Raw genomic sequence first — 19,654 nt, 5'->3', positions numbered from 1 at the left:
CAAATAGATAATAATCCGGCAGTTTTTACGCTTTTTATCGATCATGCGCTGCTGGATGATAGGCCCCATCAACAGGAGACGATCATGCTTGAACTTCGACCTTTCACCACCCTGGGCGGCGCCCACCATGGCTGGCTTGACGCTCATCACCACTTTTCCTTTGCCGAATACCACGACCCCAAGCGCATGCACTGGGGCAACCTGCGGGTGTGGAACGACGACATTATCGCCCCCGGCAGCGGCTTTCCCCAGCACCCGCACCGCGACATGGAAATCATCACCTATGTGCGCGAAGGCGCCATCAGCCATGCCGACAACCTGGGTAACAAAGGCCACACCGAAGCCGGCGATGTGCAGGTGATGAGCGCGGGCACCGGCATTGCCCACAGCGAGTACAACCTGGAGGCCACGCCGACCAAGATCTTCCAAATCTGGATCATCCCCAATGAGGCCGGCCTGCCGCCGTCCTGGGGCGCCAAGCCGTTTCCGCAAGGCAACCGCGAGGGCTTTGTAACGCTGGCCAGCGGCAAGGCTGGCGACAGTGAAAGCTTGCGGATTCGTGCGGATGCACGCTTGGTGGCGGCGAATCTGAAGGCCGGGGAAAGCGCGGAGTACCGGTTGGACAGCGGTCGCCGTGCCTACCTGGTGCCTGCCACGGGCGTGATTGACGTCAATGGTGTGCGGGCACAGGCACGAGACGGCGTGGCGGTTGAGGATGAACAGGTGTTGCGCGTGACGGCGATCGAGGACAGCGAAATCGTGCTGGTGGATCTGGCCTGATCATGTAGGAGCGAGCTTGCTCGCGAAGAACTCACCGGCACCGCGTTCACTCAGGAAGCACGCGTTATCGTTGACGTTTTTCGCGAGCAAGCTCGCTCCTACATACAGCGTCAGTTATTGGCTGATTGCGCCGTCTACCAACACCTGCGCTTCTTCCACCAGTTGCTTGAGGTGCTCTTCGCCAATGAAGCTCTCGGCGTAGATCTTGTAGATGTCCTCAGTGCCCGAAGGCCGTGCGGCAAACCAGCCGTTTTCGGTCATGACTTTCAAACCGCCAATGGCCTGGTTGTTGCCCGGCGCATGGCTGAGGATCTGCTGGATGCTCTCCCCGGCCAATTGCGTGGACGTGACCTGCTCCGGCGACAGTTTACCCAGCAGGGCTTTTTGCGCTGGAGTGGCCTTGGCATCCACGCGAATGGCGAAGGGCTCACCCAGCGCATCGGTCAAGCCACGGTAGATCTGGCTCGGGTCCTGGCCTTTGCGCGAGGTCATTTCCGCGGCCAGCAAGGCCGGGATCAGGCCGTCCTTGTCGGTGCTCCACACGCTGCCGTCCTTACGCAGGAACGAGGCGCCGGCGCTTTCTTCGCCGCCAAACCCCAGCGAACCTTCGAACAAGCCATCGGCAAACCACTTGAAGCCCACCGGCACTTCGTACAGGCGACGACCGATGCGCGCCGCGACGCGGTCGATCAGGCCGCTGCTCACCACGGTCTTGCCCACGGCTGCGTCGGCACGCCAGTCCGGGCGATTCTGGAACAGGTAGTCGATGGACACCGCCAGGTAGTTGTTGGGCGCCAGCAAACCACCGGAAGGCGTGACGATGCCGTGGCGGTCGTGGTCCGGGTCACAGGCAAAGGCAACGTCGAAGCGTTCCTTGAGCCCGATCAGGCTTTGCATGGCGTAGCTGGAAGACGGGTCCATGCGAATCTGGCCATCCCAGTCGACGCTCATGAAGCGGAAGGTGGAATCGACTTCGGTATTCACCACGTCGAGGTTCAGGCGGTAATGCTCGGCAATCGCCGACCAGTAGCGCACCCCTGCTCCGCCCAGTGGGTCCACGCCCAAGCGCAGATCGGCGCTACGGATCGCGTCCATGTCGATCACATTGATCAGGTCGGCCACGTAGCTGTTGAGATAGTCATGGCGATGGGTGGTATCTGCCTTGAGCGCCTGGGCGTGCGTGATGCGCTTGACCCCGGCCAACTTGTTGGCGAGCAGTTCGTTGGCCTTGGCTTCGATCCACTTGGTAACGTGGGTATCGGCCGGGCCACCGTTAGGCGGGTTGTACTTGTAGCCGCCACTTTGCGGCGGGTTGTGGGACGGTGTGATCACAATGCCGTCCGCCAGGCCGCTCGTACGGCCACGGTTGTAGCAAATGATGGCGTGGGAAATCGCCGGTGTCGGCGTGTACTCGTCGCCCTCGGCCAGCATCACGTGCACGCCGTTGGCCGCCAGGACTTCCAACGCACTGGCACCGGCTGGCGTCGACAATGCATGGGTATCCAGGCCGACAAACAATGGGCCAGTGATGCCCTGCGCTTCGCGGTACAGGCAGATGGCCTGGCTGATAGCCAGCACATGCCACTCGTTGAAACTCAGTTCAAACGAACTGCCACGGTGCCCGGAGGTACCAAAAGCCACGCGCTGAGTGGAGATCGCTGCATCAGGCTGGCCGGTGTAGTAGGCCGTGACCAGTCGCGGGATATCCACCAGCAACTGGGCTGGCGCCGGTTTGCCCGCAAAAGGACTGATAGTCATGCATAAACCTCGAAAAGAAGGATTCGGAAAAAATGACAGTTTACTGAGGCTTGGACTACTGCGCGACGGTATCGATCCGACAGCCTGAAGAGAAATTTCGGATAGTTGAGGTGAGGATATGCACTCGGCCTGACAGCTGGCGCTTATCTAACTGACGCGCCGCAGTCCAAATGTGGGAGCTGGCTTGCCTGCGAAGACGGCCTGGCAGTCAACACAGTTGGACCGTGTACATATCCATTGCTGCGGTAACGGCCACTTAGGGTTCCGCTCTGACAGCGGCTCACTTTTGAAAAGCCGGAATGCCGGCCCAGTCAAAAGTAAGCAAAACGCTCTTGCCCCACCACTCGGCACCTCGCTTAGGCTCGGTGTGCCCGTAATCCGCCAGTGATTTGGGGGGCCGCCGCCACGCGCCATCCATGGCGCGGGGCGGCTAAACCGGCATCCCTGCCGGTTTACCCCCCAAATCCCTGTCGAATTCCGGCCAGCGTGGTTTAACGGGGCGCCTGAGATCAAAAGCAGATCAAGATCAAGAGCGGCTCGCTTCGCATCGTGGTTACCGTTTGCTGCTACAGCCCACAAAGTTGTGTAGATATCTATGCCTATCGCAGGCCAGCTCCTGCATTGGATAGTTGTAGGAGCGAGCTTGCTCGCGAAAAACGCACAGGCGCCGCGTTTATTCAGGCAGCGCGCGTTATCGTTGACGTTTTTCGCGAGCAAGCTCGCTCCTACTCAGTCTGCGCCTGCCGTAGTGACTGCGCCAGCGTATCCAGGGCGATGTCCAGGTTGGGGTGGCCACTGAAGGTATGGCTCAAGCGCATATGCTGGTGGTGCAAACCACTGAGGCTGAACAACTCGCCCGGGGCAATCACCACCTGCTGGGCGAGCATGCGCTGAAACACCAGGCGCATGTCCACCGGCGCCGTCGACTGCAACCAGAAACTCGCCCCGGCCACGGGCATGCGGTAATACACCCGCCCTTGCAGACGCACATCCAAGCGGTGACTCATGGCATGGGCCTGCTCGTGGAGGCGCTGACGCAGCGTCTGCAGGTGCAGGTCAAACCGCCCACTTTCATAAAGCCGGGCAATGGCGCGTTGTCGGATAGCGGACAGTCGAAATGAACGCAGCAAGAATTGGCGCTGCAATTCACTGCTCATCTGCCGCGCCAGCAGGTAACCAAAGGGGGCTTCCGGGCCCAATACCTTTTCGAACGAAGAAAACACGATCAGCCGCTCTGGGTTGACCAGGCTGCGCAAGGCCGGTCCGGGCAGCGCAAAGCTCAGGTCACCGAAGGTATCGTTCTCCAGCAACCAGCAGCCGTGCTGGTCGAGCAGTCGCGCTACGTGCAGCCGCTCGGGTTCGGTCATGGTGTTGCCCGAGGGCATGCTGACCACGGATGAGAGCAGCACAAGGTGCACCGGCTCATGGCGCAGCAGGTGCTCCAATGCGGCCAGGTCCGGACGGCCGTCGGCACGCCAGGGCCATTCAATAACCCGCACGCCAGCGGCCTGTAGCAGGCGCAACACCAGGTAATCGCAGGGCGATTCAACCACCACCACGGTGCCTTTGAGGCCCAGGGCATCAATCAGGATGCCCAATACGCCTTGAAGGTCGGCCCCCACATACACCTCATCCGCTTGCCAGCAACGGGTGGGCGACGAGGTATAACGGGCGGCCAAGGCAGCACGCAACTCCCACACACCGCAGGGTTGCGACGGTTGCAGGTGATGGGGATACCGGCGTACCAGTTGGCGCTCCAGCGCCAGCAATGCGCCATCGAGCGATCCCAACAGCGCCGGCTCATCACCACTGAGTACCACCATCGCCGGGCGCCGTGCAGCCGTGTACAAACGCTCGAGCAGATCAGTACCGGCCATAAGGGGCGCATTGGCAGCCACAGGCCAGGCGAAGTAGCCAGACTTGGCCACCGAGTACACTCGGCCTTCCTTTTCCAGCAACGAATAGGCGTACTGAATCGTCGAGATCGACACATTCATGCGCGTCGATAACTGCCGCAGCGACGGCAGTTTCACCGGCGTTTCCCGGCTGACTTCGTTGATCAGGTTGATCATGTAGCGGTACACCGCCTGATAGGCAAAGTCTACTTGCCGCTCCCCCCGAAGGTTCATCGTTGCTCACCGGCGTTCATTGGCGGACACACGTTGCTAACGCCCCGACACTTGGGCGACGCGCGCCTCGGGCCGCGCGAAAGCTCGTTTGCGCGCCCGCGTGCCGCGTCCTTCCAACAACGGGCGCTTACGATACAGGTGCTGCAACAGCGGCAGCGGCAACCCACTGGTATCCACCAGCCACTGATGCAGGATGTCTGCTGCGGGTTTGCCCTGTAGTGCCTTGTGGAGTTCGGGGAGCGCCACCAGCATGCCGGGATGGCATTGGCGCAAGAAACTCTCCAACCGCTCGCCATGCTGAACAAAGGGTGCAAATAACAGGCAGGTCAGCTGGCTGTCGTCCAGACCCGAGAACTCCTGGATGTAGGCGGTGGACAGCAACTGCCCTTCCCGCCCGGACGCTTCTTTGATCAGCGCGACCGGCACGTGCCGGCGATGCAGGAAGTCGGCCGCACGCCGAACAAACCCCGCGACGCCATGTTCGTAGGAAAGCTCACGCAGGCACTGGGCCTGCACGCCGTGCAAATGCGCCATGAGCAATGGGTTGGGATAGGCAGGATGGCTGAAATGGAACTCGAACGGGTCCCGCTTGTGGGCGAGAAACCCAGTGAGCAGTCGCGCATGGCCGACGTCGGCGTCTTTGAGCAGGTCGGCGATGCCGATATAGGCCAAATGACGATGCCCGCCCCGGCCCGGACTTTCGTTGCCCGCATAGTGCTCGCCATAGAGGTCGCGATAGCAACCCACACTCCACTCCTCCATGCGTGCAAACCATGCATTGAGCGACGAGGGCTTAGTGGGCGCAAAGGTAAGGCCGGTCGTCAGCGCGCTTTTTTTCAGCCACGCGATGTATTGGCTTTGCTTGCGTGCTGAATCACCGCTGACCAGGGCATGCACGCCGCCGTTCCAGGTAGCGACCCGCTGATAGAAATCGCCTAGGGCCAGGAGCGTGTCGTCGCACAGGGCAGCGCGGATATCCCCGGACGTCAGGTGCCCGATCATCAGTTTGTTACGCTGGCTGATTTCCCGAGCGGCACTGGACGGCGGGCGCTGATGGTTGAACGGCAGCACCTCATGGTTTTCCACCATCAACAGCTCTACCCGTGGGTCGTCATGGAAGAACAGCGCTGCGTAGCCTTGATTCAGGGAGTCGAGCGTTGCCTGAGTCATACCGGCATGCCGCAATGTTGCCACCCGTATCTGAAACGTCTTGGGCGAGCGGCCAGCAATGGTCAGTTGCGCCGCACGCAGCAACGCGAGGGTGTAGCTGCTCACTTCGCCGCCACCATGGGCGATCAGTACTTTGTAATTGCCCACTTGTTCCATGCCGCCTGCGGCCACCACGATTCGCTGAACGAGCAATTGAAGTGACGTTCGTTCGGCGCGCGTAAAGTGCCCGATTAAACGTTGCAGAACTTGCTGGTAAACATAGCTCATGGCTTGTTCATGAATAGTGCTCATCGTTCTACTACCTGAGTTGAAATATCAGTTTCAAGCAACTACCAGACAGCGTTGCCCGACCCATTACATCTGTAGGCTTGTCTTCCACTGCGCAGCACAAGTTTGAGCCAACATTAGCACCTTGCAACAAAAGCGCAGGTGAGAGCATTGAGGGCGCCCATGGCTGCTCCGCCGGAGAATCCAGCGCCCGCGCGGGCTCCAGCGAAATAGCTGTTAGCCTTAGGAATGTTCCGACAGCGTCCTACACTGTTTTAACTAAGAAATTAAAGAAGCGTCCGACGAATATTAATCACCTGCGCACCTTCGCTGCGCGCAAGGAAACAGGGTATTGGTTTTGCACTTTGCGGGAGAAACAATCCGAGCCTCGTTAGTTCTGAAGGTGCGTGACGCAACTGCCGTGTAATCAATCATGGCTCAATCCTTGAGATGACAATGAAGACTCAATTATCGGCACTCAAATAATGATTAACAGATACAGAACAGCGTCAAAAAGCAGTTCAGATGACCTGCCAGCCCAACTTAAATGACGCCCACACAAGAGCGCCGCACTGGATTTCAGGGCGGCGCACGGCAATAACAGTATTGTTTGCGGGGCGCAGCGCCCCAGCGGCGGCTCAATCCCGGTGCGGGTTAAGCCCTGTCAAATGGCGCATTTGCCTCATCAGCTCAGGCGCCGGAGCATTCATTTGCGAATACTCCTACAGCTCAAACAGCTTCAACCTGCAACGCCACCCGTTCGCGGCACGGGCATTCATCCATGTATCGGTGCGCTTCGACGAACTGACTAAACGGAAATACCGTGGTTTTCAGTGGGACAAGCACACGGTCGGCCGTCAGCTGGTTGATATCGCGCAACGCACGCTGCAACGCCACCTGGTCCTGGATAATGCCCAGCTCCGGCTTGCCGGTGAAGTTGCCGATACAGTGCACAAAGAACTGAATGTTCTTCTGGAACGCCGCACAGGCCGGGAATGGCGTCTGGTTGCCACCTTGCAGGCCATACAGCACCAGGCTGCCACGCGGAGCCAGGACGTCACCGAGCAGCGACATCTGCGGGCCACCCAGGCCATCGAACACCACGTCGACGCCACGGTTGTCCGTGAACTTGTTGATCTGCATCAGCAGGTCTTGCTCTTCGGTCACAATGACTTTTTCTGCCCCGAGAGACAGCAGGTATTCGCGTTCAGCACTGTCTTTGGTGGCGGCAATCACCCGCACACCCAGGGCCTTGCCCAGCTGCACAAACGAAGGGCCGGCACAGTGGCTGGCGTCGGTCACCAGGGCAAACTGGCCGGGTTTGACCCGCGCCAGGTCCATGTAGGCAAAGTACGCAATCAGCAGCGGCGTGTAATGCACGCTGGCTTCAATCGGGCTCAAGACATCCGGGTAGCGGGTCAGGGCCGAACGGGGCAAGACGATCTGCTCGCCATACACCGGGTAATCATTGGGGCTCTCGGCCGGAAAACTGGCCACCTTATCGCCCACTGCCAAGTCATCCACGCCGTCGCCGAGGGCGACTACGACACCGGCCATTTCATGGCCCAGGCCAGAAGGCAGGCGTGCATGGGAAGACGCCAGGTTCTGGCGCCACAGAATGTCGTACCAACTGATACCGATCGCGTCGACACGCACCTGCACTTCGCCCGGTGCGGGCTGCGCGGCTGCATGCTCCTCGCATTTGAGCACCTCAGCCGGACCAAACTTGTGAAAACGAATCGTGCGGGACATCGCAAACCTCGTCAAAGTAACCTCTAATGCCATGAACTTTATCTGGGCTTTGGGGGTAAGACCACCGGTCACCATTAATAGTCGACATGCCTGTCATTGATTCCGCGAAGGAGGAACACCCCTCAACTATCGTAGGAAAAATCAATTAGCCGGTGCAGAGTACCAGCCTTTCCCCGTAAGATTCATGCCGGTCATCCTTCTGAATCGAACCTCAGGGGTTGCTACATGACCGCTCACATCAAGTTTTGCTGACTCTTCCAGGACACAAGATGAACCGTAACGACCTGCGTCGTGTCGACCTTAACCTCTTGATCGTATTCGAAACCTTGATGCATGAGCGCAGTGTGACCCGCGCCGCCGAGAAATTGTTCCTCGGCCAGCCGGCCATCAGCGCGGCGTTGTCACGCCTGCGCGGGTTGTTCGATGACCCCCTGTTCGTGCGCACCGGGCGCAGCATGGAGCCCTCGGCCCGCGCCGTGGAAATCTTCGCCCTGCTCTCCCCAGCCTTGGACTCGATCTCCACCGCCGTCAGCCGCGCCGCCGAATTCGACCCGGCCACCAGCACCGCAGTGTTTCGCATTGGCCTGTCGGACGACGTGGAATTCGCCCTGCTCCCGCAACTGCTCAAACGCCTGCGCTCCGAAGCCCCCGGCATCGTGCTGGTGGTACGCCGCGTCAACTACATCCTGATGCCCAGTCTGCTCGCCTCCGGCGAAATCTCCATCGGCGTCAGCTACACCGCCGACCTGCCCGCCAACGCCAAACGCAAGGTACTGCGCCGCAGCCTGCCCAAACTGCTGCGCGCCGACAGCGTACCGGGCTCGCTGAGCCTGGATGACTTCTGCTCACGGCCCCACGCCCTTGTGTCCTTTGCCGGCGACTTGAGCGGGTTTATCGATGAAGAGCTGGAAAAACTCGGCCGCAAGCGCCACGTTGTACTCGCGGTGCCGCAGTTCAACGGCCTGGGTACGTTGCTGGCGGGTACGGACATTCTGGCAACGGTGCCGGATTATGCGGCGGAAGCGCTGACCTCGGCGGGTGGGTTGCGGGCCGAAGACCCGCCATTGCCGGTGCGCTCGTTTGAGCTGCATATGGCGTGGCGGGGTTCGCAGGATAATGATCCGGGGGAGCGGTGGCTGAGGTCGCGGATTCAGATGTTTTTTGGCGACCCTGAGAGTCTGTAGGCGTTGTCGGGAAGGCTGTTTAACTGATCATTTCTGCCTTTCCACAAACCATGGAGTTCCATTCACTTCCAGTGGATTGCTACATTGGGGGCACATCTGAGGGCATGCTTTGGACGGATTGAAAAGGATGCCCCCAGTCTAAGGCTAAGCTCCGCTCCCTCTTGGTCAGTTGGATCAAGAGTTCGACAACCATCGACCCCAGCTTTCTTATTATCGACTACTCAGGTTAAACAAAAACAAATCGGCAGACGTTCAATCACCATGGCAACGAATCAGGCATCCTGCAAAATCAGATCGGCGCCCTTCTCCGCTACCATCAGCACTGCGGCGTGGGTATTGCCGCTCGTCACATTGGGAAAGATCGACGCATCGACAATGCGCAGACCATCGAGACCATGGACTTTAAGCCGTTTATCGACCACTGACTTCAGTACATCCGCCCCCATCGCGCACGAACCGCACAGGTGATAGATCGAACCGCTGTTTTCGCGAAAGTACTGCAGCATCTGTTCATCGCTTTCGACCGCTGGCCCCGGTAATACTTCTGCAACCGTGATGCTTTTCAAGGCCGGCGCCTGCATGATTTTGCGCATCAGCCGACTGCCCTGGATCACTTCGTCGATGTCCTTTTGTGTGCTCAGGTAATTGGGATCGATCAACGCCGCATCCCGGGGGTTATTCGACTGGATCTCGATATGCCCACGGCTCGTCGGCCGGCACGGGTTGAAACACAACAGGAAGCCGGAATACGGCTCGGGCTTGAGGCTGGCCTTGTTGTTTTTCGGGATCTGGTACGACAGCGGATTGAAGTACAGTTGCAGGTTCGGGTTGGCCTGCGACTCGTTGCCACGGAAGAAACCACCGGCCTGGTTGACGCTCATCGCCAAGGCACCCTTGCGGGTCAGCAGGTATTTGAGGCCGAGCTTGAACTGCCCGAGCAGCGAGCTGAGCTGGTCATTAAGCGTCGCAATGTTGGCCTTGTAGTAGTAGCTGACGCACAAGTGATCCTGAAGGTTCTGCCCCACTGCCGGTAGGTGTTTGACCAGCGGGATCTGGTGCTTGGCGAGCAACGCCTGATCAGCGACACCGGATAGTTGCAGAATTTTCGGGGTGTCAACGGCACCGGCGCAGAGGATCACCTCCTTGCGCGCCTGGAAGGTGCGGACCACACCGTGTTGGGTCACGGACATACCGCTGGCCCGCTCGTTCTCGAACAATACCCGATCCACCAGTGCGTAATGCTCGACCGTCAGATTCGGACGGCTGAGTGCGGGATGCAGATGCGCAAAACTACTGGAGCTGCGCTGGCCGTCTTTGGTGTTGACATCGTAGATACCCGAGCCTTCGAAGTTCGGCCCGTTGAAGTCGTCACTGTTCGGATAACCGAGTTCATCGCACCCCTTGAGGAACACATCGCAGATCGGATGGGTCTCTCCCTTCATCGGAGTGATGTTGATCGGGCCATTGCCGCCGTGATATTCACTTTCGCCCAACGGGTGGTTTTCCAGTTTGCGAAAATACGGCAACACGTCCTTGAAACCCCAGCCGTCGTTGCCGTTGGCGGCCCAGTCGTCGAAGTCGTGGGCCTGGCCACGGACGTAGATCATCGCATTGATCGAGCCCGAACCGCCCTGGACCTTACCGCGCGGAGCATAAATTTCACGATTGTTGAGCTGCTTCTGCGGCTGGCTGTAGTACATCCAGTTGAAGGTCGGGTTGTAATACATCTTGGCAAAGCCGACCGGGATCTTGAACCACAGCGAACTGTCCTTGCCGCCCGCTTCCAGCAGCAGCACCGTGTATTTGCCGCAGGCCGATAGCCGGTTGGCGAGTATGCAGCCGGCCGCGCCGGCGCCAGCGATGATGTAGTCGTATGTCATGCACGGTTACCGCGTAAGTCGTTATTTAAAAAACACTCATTCCCGCAACTGAACGACGGCAAATCCCGTCAGCCTCTGGCCGGCGATGTGTCTTTGACGTCTGCCGGGGCCGGTGCCATTTGCAGGTGCAAGCGCTCACCGGCATAGGGCGAATGCCTGCGCACCACGTCCATGTTCAGCTCCACCCCAAGGCCCGGCTCGGTGGACGGGATGATGTAGCCGTCCTCCCACTGCAGCGGCTTGGTCAGGACTTCGGCGTGGAAACCGCCCCAGGTCATGATGCTTTCCTGGATGAGGAAATTCGGGGTACAGGTTGCCAACTGGAAACTCGCCGCCGCGCCAATCGGCCCGTTATAAAGATGCGGTGCGATCTGCGCGTAATAGGCCTCGGCCATGCTCGCGATCTTCTTGGCTTCCAGCAGCCCGCCGCAGCGGGCCACGTTCATTTGCAGAATCGACGCACCGCCTGCCTGCAACAGCTTGAAGAATTCGTACTTGGTGGTCAGCCGCTCGCCCGTAGCAATCGGAATGGTGGTCTTGGCCGCGACTTGCGCCATCGCCTCCTCCTGACCCGGTGGCACTGGCTCTTCAAACCATAACGGGTCGTACTTCTCCAGGCGCTTGGCCAGGCGAATCGCCGAGGACGGGACCATTTGCCCGTGGGTGCCGAACAGCAGGTCGCACTTGTCGCCCACCGCTTCGCGGATCTTTCGGCAGAAGGTTTCGCAGCGCTCCAGTACTTCCAGCGAAATCTGGTGACCGGAGTACGCGGTGTACGGCCCGGCCGGGTCGAACTTCACGGCGGTGAAGCCTTTATTCATGTTCTCGATAGCGCATTCGGCAGCCAAGTCCGGGTCGTCATAGTCGTACTCACCCTGGCTGTTGACCGGGTACAGGTAGGTGTAGGAACGCAGACGCTCATTGACCTTGCCGCCAAGCAATTCATAGACCGGCTTGTTCGCCGCTTTGCCGATGATGTCCCAGCAGGCCATCTCCAGGCCGCTGACCACGCCCATCATGGTCAGGTCGGGACGCTGGGTGAAGCCGCTCGAATAAGTCTGACGGAAAAAGCGTTCGATGTGATGCGGGTCCTGGTTGAGCAAGTAGCGTTCAAACACGTCTTCAATGATCGGCAGCATGGCTTTGGGGCCGAAGGTTGCAGCGTAGATTTCGCCGACACCTTCAATGCCGCAATCGGTCTTGAGCTTGACGAACAGCCAATACATGCCGCCAATGTGCGGTGGCGGTACGGCAACGATATGGGTTTCAAGGGCGACGATTTTCATCTCAGGCACCTGCTTTATTAGAAGATTGACGATTGATACGCGCGCGCAAGCTCAGGGCCGCGAGGGTCCCGATCAGGCCGACGGAGGCGATGTAGCCGAAATACAGCTTGTAACCAAGGGCGCCAGGGAAGTGTTCGGTGAGGTAACCGTTGATCAATGGGATGAAGGCGTCCGGCAGGTAACCGACCACCGAGACAATGCCGATGGCGAGGCCGGTAATGCGCAGCGGAATGTTGCAGGTGTCGAGGATCGCCCAGTACAAACCGCGAATCGCATACGTCATAAGGCCGATGAAGATCACCGTACCAACCAGCAGGCCCATACTGTTGAGCGCCGGGAACACGATCAGGCCGACCATCGCCAATGTCGCGAGGAACAGCGCCACGATCAGCACCGAAATGTTCGAGAACTTGTCACCGAGCCAGCCGCCACCTATACCGCCAATCGGACGCATCCACAGCTTGATGGTGGTGATAGTGCCGGCCATGACGGCGGTCATGCCGCCGCCCTGCAAATAATCGGAGAAGCTGTAGGTCGCCCAGAAGATGTGGTAACCGCAGAACACGATCGCCGTCACCAGCCACAGCTCAGGGATTTTCACCAGTGTGGTCAGGTCGCTGAGCAGGTTGTATTTACCCTTTTCCACTGGCGCGGTGTCCTCCATCGCCTTCGGGTCCTTGATCAGCACCAGCACACAGCCGATGGCAATACAGGTGAAGGCATAGAGGTAGACCACGTGCTTGAAACCTTCTGCGGCGGACTCGCCACGGGTTTCTGTGGCGAAGGCAAACAGCCCCAGGGCGACCGTTGCGAGCAGCGCTTCGACCAGCCCGCGACCACCGTCGAGGATGCCGAAGAACCGGCCCTGTTCAGTGTGATGAGCAATCATCTTCACCCGCTTGAGCACCGAGGCCCAGAACGTCAGGCCGGTGGTCAGGCCCCAGCAACCGAAGATGATCATCAAACCGGTCATCGACGGTCCCGTGGAGTACCAAAGCCCCAAGGCTCCGGTGGCCACCAGCGAAAAGAAAATCAAAAACCGCGGCGCGATCCGATCGGCCAACCAACCACTCGGCAAATAGCTAAGCAGGAAAATTGTCCCGAGCATCGAGTACAGATAACCCAATTCGCTGTGGTTGATCTGGAACACCTCGAGCATGGTGGTCTGGTAAACCTGGCGCAGGTACAGGATCGGGTAGATCGCCCCGGCGGCCAGCACCAACAGCATCAACTGGATGTAGCGACTTCCCTTGTCACTGCGGCTTTTTGCAGCCGCGTTCGAACCCTGAACAGCGGCAACAGTGGTTGCAGGCTTGGACATCGATGAGACCTCGGGCATCCCGGTGGTCCGGGAGCCCCAATAATTGTTTTTATAGGTTTGGAGCAGTAACAAGCGCAAAGCTACAAGCGGCAATTCAGAGTCCGCTGCCGTTCGCTTTCATTTACCGCTTGAAGCGTGCAGCTACCGGTCTAGTACTTCATCACCACAAGTCGGGTCTGGGTGAATTCGAGCATGCCGTGCTTGCCGTCATCACCGCCCAGGCCCGAGCGTTTCCACCCGGCGTGGAAGCCCTGGTAAGGGTCAGCCGGGGTCCGGTTGACGTACAACTCACCGGCCTCGATGGTGTTGGCGACTTTCAGGGTGGTGCGGTAGCTCTCGGTGTACAGCACCGACGACAGGCCGAACTGGTGATCGTTGGCCATGGCCAGCGCTTCGTCGATGTCGCGGTACTTGAGCACTGGCAGCACCGGGCCGAAGATTTCTTCCTGGATTATTTCCATGTCCTGGCGACAGTTGCTCAACAGCGTCGGCGGGTAGAAATGGCCGTTGCCCTCAGGAATGAAACCGCCCGCTTCCAGTACCGCACCGTCGGAGACGGCACGCTCGACCATGGCGTGGATGTTTTGCCGCGAGCTTGCGTTGACCAACGGACCCATCAGGCTGGCGTCGGTGGCGCGGTCGCCAAACTTCACGGCGCTGATTTTGGCTTTGAGCAACGCGAGAAATTGCTCGTAGACGCTTTCCTGCACGTAAACCCGCTCCACCGCCGTACACAACTGACCGCAATGAGTGGTCTTGGACGCGACAATAGCGCTGGCGGCCGCTTCAAGGTCAGCGTCGGCTTCAATGATTGCCGGGGTTTTGCCGCCGAGTTCAAGCGACGGCTTGGCGATGTTGGCCTTGCAATAATCGAGCACGATGCGCCCGGCGTTGACGCTGCCGGTCAGGGTGATCAAGCCGACGGCTTTATGGGTGCAGACCGTTGCGGCGGTGGCATGGTCCATGGTCAGTATGTTGACCACGCCGGCCGGTAAACCGGATTGCTGCACAGCCTTGGCGATTTCAAACGCCGAGATCGGGGTGTTGTTACTCGGGCGCACCACCACGGTATTACCGGCAATAAGCGCGGGGGCGATTTTGCGCAGCAAGGTGTAGACCGGGTAGTTGAACGGAATCAGGCAGGCGACCACACCAATCGGTTCGCGGTGCAGGAGGAGGTTTTCGTTCGGGGTGTCACTGGGAATGATCTCGCCTTCGATCCGCCGCGCCCACTCGGCGTGGTAACGGGTGATTTGCGCGGCGTAACGAGCTTCGTTGCTGGCGTCGCTGACACTTTTGCCGGATTCGGCGGCCAAGGCGGCACCGATGCTCTCGGCGCAGGCCTCCAGGGCGTCAGCGAATGAGCGCAAGTGCTCGGCGCGTTCGATGCTCGTGAGCTTGCCCCAGCGCTTCTGGGCGGCGGCGGCAGCCTCAACGGCGGCAGTGGCTTCAGCGCTGGTGGCGGCCGAGACCTGACCCACCAAGGCTTCGGTGGCCGGGTTGTAGACCGCAATCAGCGCATCGCTGGCAGGCTCAATGAAGTGACCGTTTACAAAGTTTCGCTCAAGTCGCATGTGAATCGCCCATCGTTGTTTTTATCCAGTTCCCGCAGTTTTGGCATCCTGAGGGGGTTGAACAAACGATTTATTGAGCGAAGTAACATTCAGAAAATGCAGGTTACCCAGGAAGGAATCAAATTTCCCGTGAGGGTTGGGGGCTCAGCTGGCGGCGGTGGAGGGTTCGAGCTGCCTCTGAGCCAACCAGATTTCCTCCTGCAACCACTGGCTGAACACCTGCAACTGCGGCATCAACGTCTGCTCCGGCCGAGTCACCAACCAGTAGGATTGATGCCCTTCCACATGCACGTTCAGTACCTGGGTCAACTGCCCGCTGGCCAGCTCAGGGGCAACCATGTGCCAGTCGGCAATGGTGATGCCCAAGCCGTCAGTGGCCGCACGAATCGCCAGGTCCAGCAGGTCGAATTCATAGCCGCCCTGGGTATCCACGCCGCTGATTTTCGCCGCGTCGAGCCAGTGTTTCCAGGTCAGGTAGCGCTGGTCTTCCCTGGCCAACACATGCAGCAAAGTCAGGCGACTAAGGTCGATTTCGCCTTCGCTCGCTTCCCGCGCATACAACGACGACGCGCACACCGCAATGTGCCGTTCCTGGAGCAGCAGCGAGCTGTCCAGCCCATCCCATTCGCCATCGCCAAAGCGGATCGCGCAGTCCAGGGTGCTGGTTTCCGCCAGGCTGTCCTGTAAACGCGTGGTGATGCTCAGCTCCAATTCGGGGTGTTTCTCCCGCAGCCGCCCCAGGCGCGGCATCAACCAGCGGCTGGTGAAGGTAGGCGGTGCGTTGATGTGCAGGCGATTAGCGTGTGACTTCTGCTGGATGCTGCGCACCGTCAGCTCGATTTTGTCGAAGGATTGATGCAGCGCCCGCAGCAAAACCCGGCCGGCGCTGGTCAGTTCAAGGTGGTGATGCCGGCGTTCCAGCAGATTCTCGCCGAGCTGTTCTTCGAGCTGGCGCACCTGGCGGCTGACGGCACTTTGCGTGACGTTGAGCAGCTCCGCCGCCCGAGTAAAACTGCCGGTACTGCCGGCCACTTCGAAGGCTTTAAGCGCATTGAGCGCGGGCATTTTGCGTTTCATGAACAGGACTCGCGCTGTGGCTGACGAGCCATAAGCATCCCACGGCTTGCGGCAAATTTCCTGAGTAACATGCATTTTTGTGTTGTGCAGGCCGATTCCCTCGCTCCCTCGCCACAGGTAATCGGCAATATTCAATGACGTCGGTTTCAGCCGTGCCACTGTCGCTGACGTATAAATAGCATGAGTATTTCGCAGCAGACTCACGACTATTAAGCACTGGCTGTTTTATTTATATAAACGCTAGTCTTGCTTTAATTGAATCCCCGACTGAGTCAACGCACTTACATAGGGCATGTCTCGCACTTACGCCCCATTCCATAGCAATTAAACTGACCGAGCCAACCCCATGCCAATCAACACACACTCAGCCACAAGAAGTATTGTTATATTGGCGCTTATCTTTACCGCGTGTAACGCCACCACCCACGGTTTCAGTATCTTCCTTTATTCGGCCTTATTACCCCAGATCCGCCAGGTGTTCGAACTGAGCTACAGCCAGGCCGCGTTCGTCGCGGCGCTGCTGCAACTGTTCTACATGGGTGCGTCCATTGTCAGCGGTATCGCCGCGGCGTGGATCAGCCCGCGCAACATGGTAAAGCTGACGATGGCCTTGAGCCCGGCGCTGCTGGCCCTGGCGGTCGCCACCCCGTGGGTGCTGCCGTTCGCGCTATGCCTGGCACTGGTCTCGGCCTGCGCCGTGTCGAACTGGAACGCCATCGCCGCACTGGTCGGCGAAGTGATCCCCGCCTCCCATCGCAGCCGCGTGCTGGGCCTGGCATCGTCGGGGGCGGCGTTCGCGATCTGCCTTAACGGTGTGCTGATCGCCCTGCTGCAGGGCATCTCGTTGCGGTACTTCTGGCTGATGTGCGCCGGGCTGACCTTAATTGTCACGCTGCTGACCTTTTGGGCCTTGGCGCCGTTGGCAACAGGCCAACACATCAAGCAAAGCAGCGCGCCGTCGCTACGCCGGGTACTCAGACAATGGGTGGACCTGTGCCTGGAATACCCGGTGGCGTTGCACATACTGTTGCTCAGCGCTTTCATAGGCGGGATCAGCGGCCCCTTCCTGAATTTCCTCTCGGCGTTTGCCAGCGAACGGCTGGGCGCCAACGCGCAGATCACCGGATCACTGTGGACACTGATCGGAATCGGCGGGGTCGTTGGCGGTTTGTTGCTGGGCGCGTTGGCGGATCGCTGGGGGGCATTGAGGGTGATGGCATTGAGCATCAGCGCTTTCGGCCTGGCAATGCTCGCCCTGCTCTGGCAACCGAGCCTGAACTTGACTTGGCTGGCAGCCGGGCTGTTCGCGCTGTTCTATTTCCCGGTCTGGGGCTTGATGGCCGCCTACCTCAGCGCACGCTTGAGCCCCGTGCAAAGCCTGCAAGTGGTGAGCCTTAGCATGGTCGGTTATGGCTTGGGCAGCGCCACCGCCAACTGGCTGTGCGGCTGGCTGCTGCAGGCCACCGGGCAGTTTGGCCTGGTGCACGGCTGGATCGTCTGCTGGGTCACCGCCAGCCTGTTATTGCTGAGGCTGATGGCCCGCCGTCAACGCTGTGAGCCGGCGCTCGGCCAGCCACTCTGAACGGCCCAAGCGACGCGACAGAATGTCCACCAAGGCCTCCACGGCCAGCGCCTCGCACTGAGTGGAGCGCCAGAACATCAACCGCGCCGGCTCAATCGGCGGAAAGCCCTGAGCCGCGTCCAGCACCTTCCAACCCGGCGGCACCAGGCGCCGCGCCGTGACACCGACCGATTGGCCCTGTTCAATGGCAATCCCTATCCCTCGCGGGCTCTGGCTGGTGTAAACCACATGCCACGCCCGTCCGGCCTCGGCCAGCGCCCGCACGGCATTGGCTCGAAAGGCGCAGCCCTCGGCATACACTGCCAGAGGCACCGAGACATCCGCCCCGGCGCTCCAGCCCTCAGCCGCCACCCACACCAGCGGCTCGTCGCACAGATATTCGCCCAGTTGCAGATTGGCGTGTTGCACACCGAGCACCAGGTCCAGCTCACCGCGTTGCAAACGACTGACCAGTGCCGTCGACATCTCGCAACAAATGTCCGGCCGCACCTGGGGAAACTGCACCTGAAAGTCGCGCAACACCTCGGCCAGGCAAAACTGGGCGTAGTCCTCGGGCATGCCAACGTGAATGCACATCTGCTCATCGGGCAGTTGCACGGCGTTGATCGCATCGGCATGCAGTTTGAGGATCTGCCGCGCATAGATCAGAAACGTCTCGCCACCGGGTGTCAGGCTCACCGAGCGACTGGTGCGCTGGACCAACGGCGTGCCGACGATTTCTTCCAGGCGCTGCAAACTTTGGCTAATGGTCGATTGGGTTTTATGCAGACGCTCGGCCGCCGCAGAAAATCCGTGGCACTCGATAATCGCAACAAACACTTTAAGTAAGGTCCCATCCAGTTCGCCTGACATAACTATCGCCCCTGCCGATGGATTCGATCACAACTTGTAATTTCCACTTCGCACCTCTTTAAGCAACTATCGATTCAACGCCAAACACTGTTAATTGATAGTTCCAGGAGACTTGCATGAGCCTTCAACTTGCCGACGCCGAAGTGGGCGATATCAGCGATATCATAAATACCGAGTTGTACCCCATACATGATTCGGGCCATGTCCGGTTGCAGGCGCTGATCGAACACGCCCGCGCAGAACTGGCCGAAGACGGTTGCTGCCTGCTGAAAGATTTCTTGCGGCCGGAGGCGCTGGAACGGGCCCGTGCCGAAGGTCAGGCACTGTCGGGCAAGACCTTTTACTCGGTGCGCAAGGTCAACGCCTATTTCACAGAAGACGACCCTACCCTGCCCCAGGATGACCCGCGCCGCACATTCATGGAGCGCACAAGCGGTTTTGTCACGCGGGACATGATTGCCCCGGACGCGATCATCCATCGCCTGTACGTCTCGCCGATGATGAAGCGATTTATCGGTGCCTGCCTCGACGAGCCGGAAATTTTCGAATACGCCGACCCGTTCGCTGGGCTGGTGATCAATGTGATGCCCGAAGGCACCGAGCAACCCTGGCACTTCGATACCAACGAATTCATCGTCAGCATGATGACCCAGAAGCCCGAGGCTGGCGGCCTGTTCGAGTACGCACCGATGATCCGCACGCGCACCCAGGAAAACCTCGGCGCTGTCGGCAACGTGGTGCGCGGGGACGACCGCAGCCGCGTGCAGGAACTGGAGCTCAACCCAGGCGATTTGCAGATTTTCAAGGGTCGCTTTTCAGTGCACCGGGTAACCCGCGTCGAAGGCACTACTGAACGCAATACGGCGATCTTCGCCTACTCCGAAAAGCCCGGAATCATCGGCCGTGCCCAGCGCACCAAACAGCTTTACGGACGCCTGTCCGAAGCCCATCTGCAAGCCGAACGCAACCTGGTACGCAGCGACCAGTTGCTCGACTGATCCATCCCAGAAAAATCTTAGAAAAACCAACCGTATTTGCCCTG

At 59.5% G+C, this 19,654-nt stretch carries 14 protein-coding genes; 4 read left to right on the top strand and 10 right to left on the bottom strand.

Going from position 1 to position 19,654, the window contains the following annotated elements:
* The first annotated feature begins 84 nt into the window (after positions 1-84).
* A complete protein-coding gene (locus V8689_RS14080; RefSeq protein WP_056785550.1) occupies positions 85-780 on the top strand; it encodes a pirin family protein in 696 nt (231 codons plus the stop codon).
* A 114-nt stretch (positions 781-894) separates the two neighbouring features.
* On the opposite strand, the gene pgm is transcribed toward V8689_RS14080, so the two are convergent.
* The 4 genes from pgm to V8689_RS14060 all read right to left on the bottom strand — a co-directional run bounded on the left by pgm (position 895) and on the right by V8689_RS14060 (position 7,856).
* The gene (pgm, locus tag V8689_RS14075) at positions 895-2,538 is read right to left on the bottom strand and encodes a phosphoglucomutase (alpha-D-glucose-1,6-bisphosphate-dependent) (protein WP_056785553.1); all 1,644 of its coding nucleotides are present in this window, start codon (positions 2,536-2,538) and stop codon (positions 895-897) included.
* A 725-nt stretch (positions 2,539-3,263) separates the two neighbouring features.
* A complete protein-coding gene (locus tag V8689_RS14070; RefSeq protein WP_056785555.1) occupies positions 3,264-4,667 on the bottom strand; it encodes a PLP-dependent aminotransferase family protein in 1,404 nt (467 codons plus the stop codon).
* Positions 4,668-4,703: 36 nt separating this feature from the next.
* On the bottom strand, positions 4,704-6,128 hold the full coding sequence (locus V8689_RS14065; protein WP_177343004.1) for a hypothetical protein: 1,425 nt from the start codon (positions 6,126-6,128) through the stop codon (positions 4,704-4,706).
* A 705-nt stretch (positions 6,129-6,833) separates the two neighbouring features.
* Positions 6,834-7,856, bottom strand: a complete 1,023-nt coding sequence (locus V8689_RS14060) for a zinc-dependent alcohol dehydrogenase family protein (protein WP_032891964.1) — start codon at positions 7,854-7,856, stop codon at positions 6,834-6,836.
* A gap of 269 nt (positions 7,857-8,125) precedes the next feature.
* Between V8689_RS14060 and V8689_RS14055 the strand changes: the two genes are divergently transcribed.
* The gene (locus tag V8689_RS14055; RefSeq protein WP_020301481.1) at positions 8,126-9,040 is read left to right on the top strand and encodes a LysR family transcriptional regulator; all 915 of its coding nucleotides are present in this window, start codon (positions 8,126-8,128) and stop codon (positions 9,038-9,040) included.
* 272 nt (positions 9,041-9,312) lie between these two features.
* Here the strand turns inward: V8689_RS14055 and V8689_RS14050 are convergent, their stop codons facing one another.
* The 5 genes from V8689_RS14050 to V8689_RS14030 form a co-directional block, all read right to left on the bottom strand.
* Positions 9,313-10,920, bottom strand: a complete 1,608-nt coding sequence (locus tag V8689_RS14050; RefSeq protein ID WP_056785561.1) for a GMC family oxidoreductase — start codon at positions 10,918-10,920, stop codon at positions 9,313-9,315.
* Positions 10,921-10,988: 68 nt separating this feature from the next.
* Complete coding sequence (locus tag V8689_RS14045; RefSeq protein ID WP_056785565.1) at positions 10,989-12,206, bottom strand: mandelate racemase/muconate lactonizing enzyme family protein; 1,218 nt, start codon at positions 12,204-12,206, stop codon at positions 10,989-10,991.
* Position 12,207: 1 nt separating this feature from the next.
* The gene (locus V8689_RS14040; protein ID WP_056785568.1) at positions 12,208-13,527 is read right to left on the bottom strand and encodes an MFS transporter; all 1,320 of its coding nucleotides are present in this window, start codon (positions 13,525-13,527) and stop codon (positions 12,208-12,210) included.
* 149 nt (positions 13,528-13,676) lie between these two features.
* Positions 13,677-15,101 (bottom strand): aldehyde dehydrogenase, encoded by a 1,425-nt coding sequence (gene aldA, locus V8689_RS14035; RefSeq protein WP_056785571.1) that lies wholly within the window; start codon positions 15,099-15,101, stop codon positions 13,677-13,679.
* 144 nt (positions 15,102-15,245) lie between these two features.
* Positions 15,246-16,178, bottom strand: coding sequence for a LysR substrate-binding domain-containing protein (locus V8689_RS14030; protein ID WP_056785574.1), 933 nt, complete (start codon positions 16,176-16,178; stop codon positions 15,246-15,248).
* A 346-nt stretch (positions 16,179-16,524) separates the two neighbouring features.
* Here V8689_RS14030 and V8689_RS14025 point away from each other — a divergent pair, with 346 nt between their 5' ends.
* The gene (locus tag V8689_RS14025; protein WP_056785576.1) at positions 16,525-17,760 is read left to right on the top strand and encodes an MFS transporter; all 1,236 of its coding nucleotides are present in this window, start codon (positions 16,525-16,527) and stop codon (positions 17,758-17,760) included.
* Here V8689_RS14025 and V8689_RS14020 read toward each other — a convergent pair.
* Entirely contained in the window at positions 17,698-18,612 is a 915-nt protein-coding gene (locus V8689_RS14020) for a LysR family transcriptional regulator (RefSeq protein ID WP_034135588.1), read from the bottom strand. The genes V8689_RS14025 and V8689_RS14020 overlap by 63 nt on opposite strands.
* 116 nt (positions 18,613-18,728) lie before the next feature.
* On the opposite strand from V8689_RS14020, the gene V8689_RS14015 reads away from it, so the two are divergent.
* Positions 18,729-19,610: a HalD/BesD family halogenase gene (locus tag V8689_RS14015; RefSeq protein WP_034135587.1), complete on the top strand. Its 882-nt coding sequence runs from the start codon at positions 18,729-18,731 to the stop codon at positions 19,608-19,610.
* The last annotated feature ends 44 nt before the right edge of the window (positions 19,611-19,654 follow it).

The sequence above is a fragment of the Pseudomonas sp. AK181 genome (assembly GCF_051122975.1).
In the GTDB taxonomy this organism is placed as follows: Bacteria; Pseudomonadota; Gammaproteobacteria; order Pseudomonadales; family Pseudomonadaceae; genus Aquipseudomonas; species Aquipseudomonas lactis.
The sequence above is the reverse complement of the archived record's forward strand: the minus strand, read 5'-3'. Positions and strand labels throughout refer to the sequence as shown.

Excerpts from the sequence above, each read along its gene's own strand:
- V8689_RS14080 (WP_056785550.1), top strand. The coding sequence starts at position 85 with ATGCTTGAACTTCGACCTTTCACCACCCTGGGCGGCGCCCACCATGGC.
- pgm (WP_056785553.1), bottom strand. The coding sequence starts at position 2,538 with ATGACTATCAGTCCTTTTGCGGGCAAACCGGCGCCAGCCCAGTTGCTG.
- V8689_RS14070 (WP_056785555.1), bottom strand. The coding sequence starts at position 4,667 with ATGAACCTTCGGGGGGAGCGGCAAGTAGACTTTGCCTATCAGGCGGTG.
- V8689_RS14065 (WP_177343004.1), bottom strand. The coding sequence starts at position 6,128 with ATGAGCACTATTCATGAACAAGCCATGAGCTATGTTTACCAGCAAGTT.
- V8689_RS14060 (WP_032891964.1), bottom strand. The coding sequence starts at position 7,856 with ATGTCCCGCACGATTCGTTTTCACAAGTTTGGTCCGGCTGAGGTGCTC.
- V8689_RS14055 (WP_020301481.1), top strand. The coding sequence starts at position 8,126 with ATGAACCGTAACGACCTGCGTCGTGTCGACCTTAACCTCTTGATCGTA.
- V8689_RS14050 (WP_056785561.1), bottom strand. The coding sequence starts at position 10,920 with ATGACATACGACTACATCATCGCTGGCGCCGGCGCGGCCGGCTGCATA.
- V8689_RS14045 (WP_056785565.1), bottom strand. The coding sequence starts at position 12,206 with ATGAAAATCGTCGCCCTTGAAACCCATATCGTTGCCGTACCGCCACCG.
- V8689_RS14040 (WP_056785568.1), bottom strand. The coding sequence starts at position 13,527 with ATGTCCAAGCCTGCAACCACTGTTGCCGCTGTTCAGGGTTCGAACGCG.
- aldA (WP_056785571.1), bottom strand. The coding sequence starts at position 15,101 with ATGCGACTTGAGCGAAACTTTGTAAACGGTCACTTCATTGAGCCTGCC.
- V8689_RS14030 (WP_056785574.1), bottom strand. The coding sequence starts at position 16,178 with ATGAAACGCAAAATGCCCGCGCTCAATGCGCTTAAAGCCTTCGAAGTG.
- V8689_RS14025 (WP_056785576.1), top strand. The coding sequence starts at position 16,525 with ATGCCAATCAACACACACTCAGCCACAAGAAGTATTGTTATATTGGCG.
- V8689_RS14020 (WP_034135588.1), bottom strand. The coding sequence starts at position 18,612 with ATGTCAGGCGAACTGGATGGGACCTTACTTAAAGTGTTTGTTGCGATT.
- V8689_RS14015 (WP_034135587.1), top strand. The coding sequence starts at position 18,729 with ATGAGCCTTCAACTTGCCGACGCCGAAGTGGGCGATATCAGCGATATC.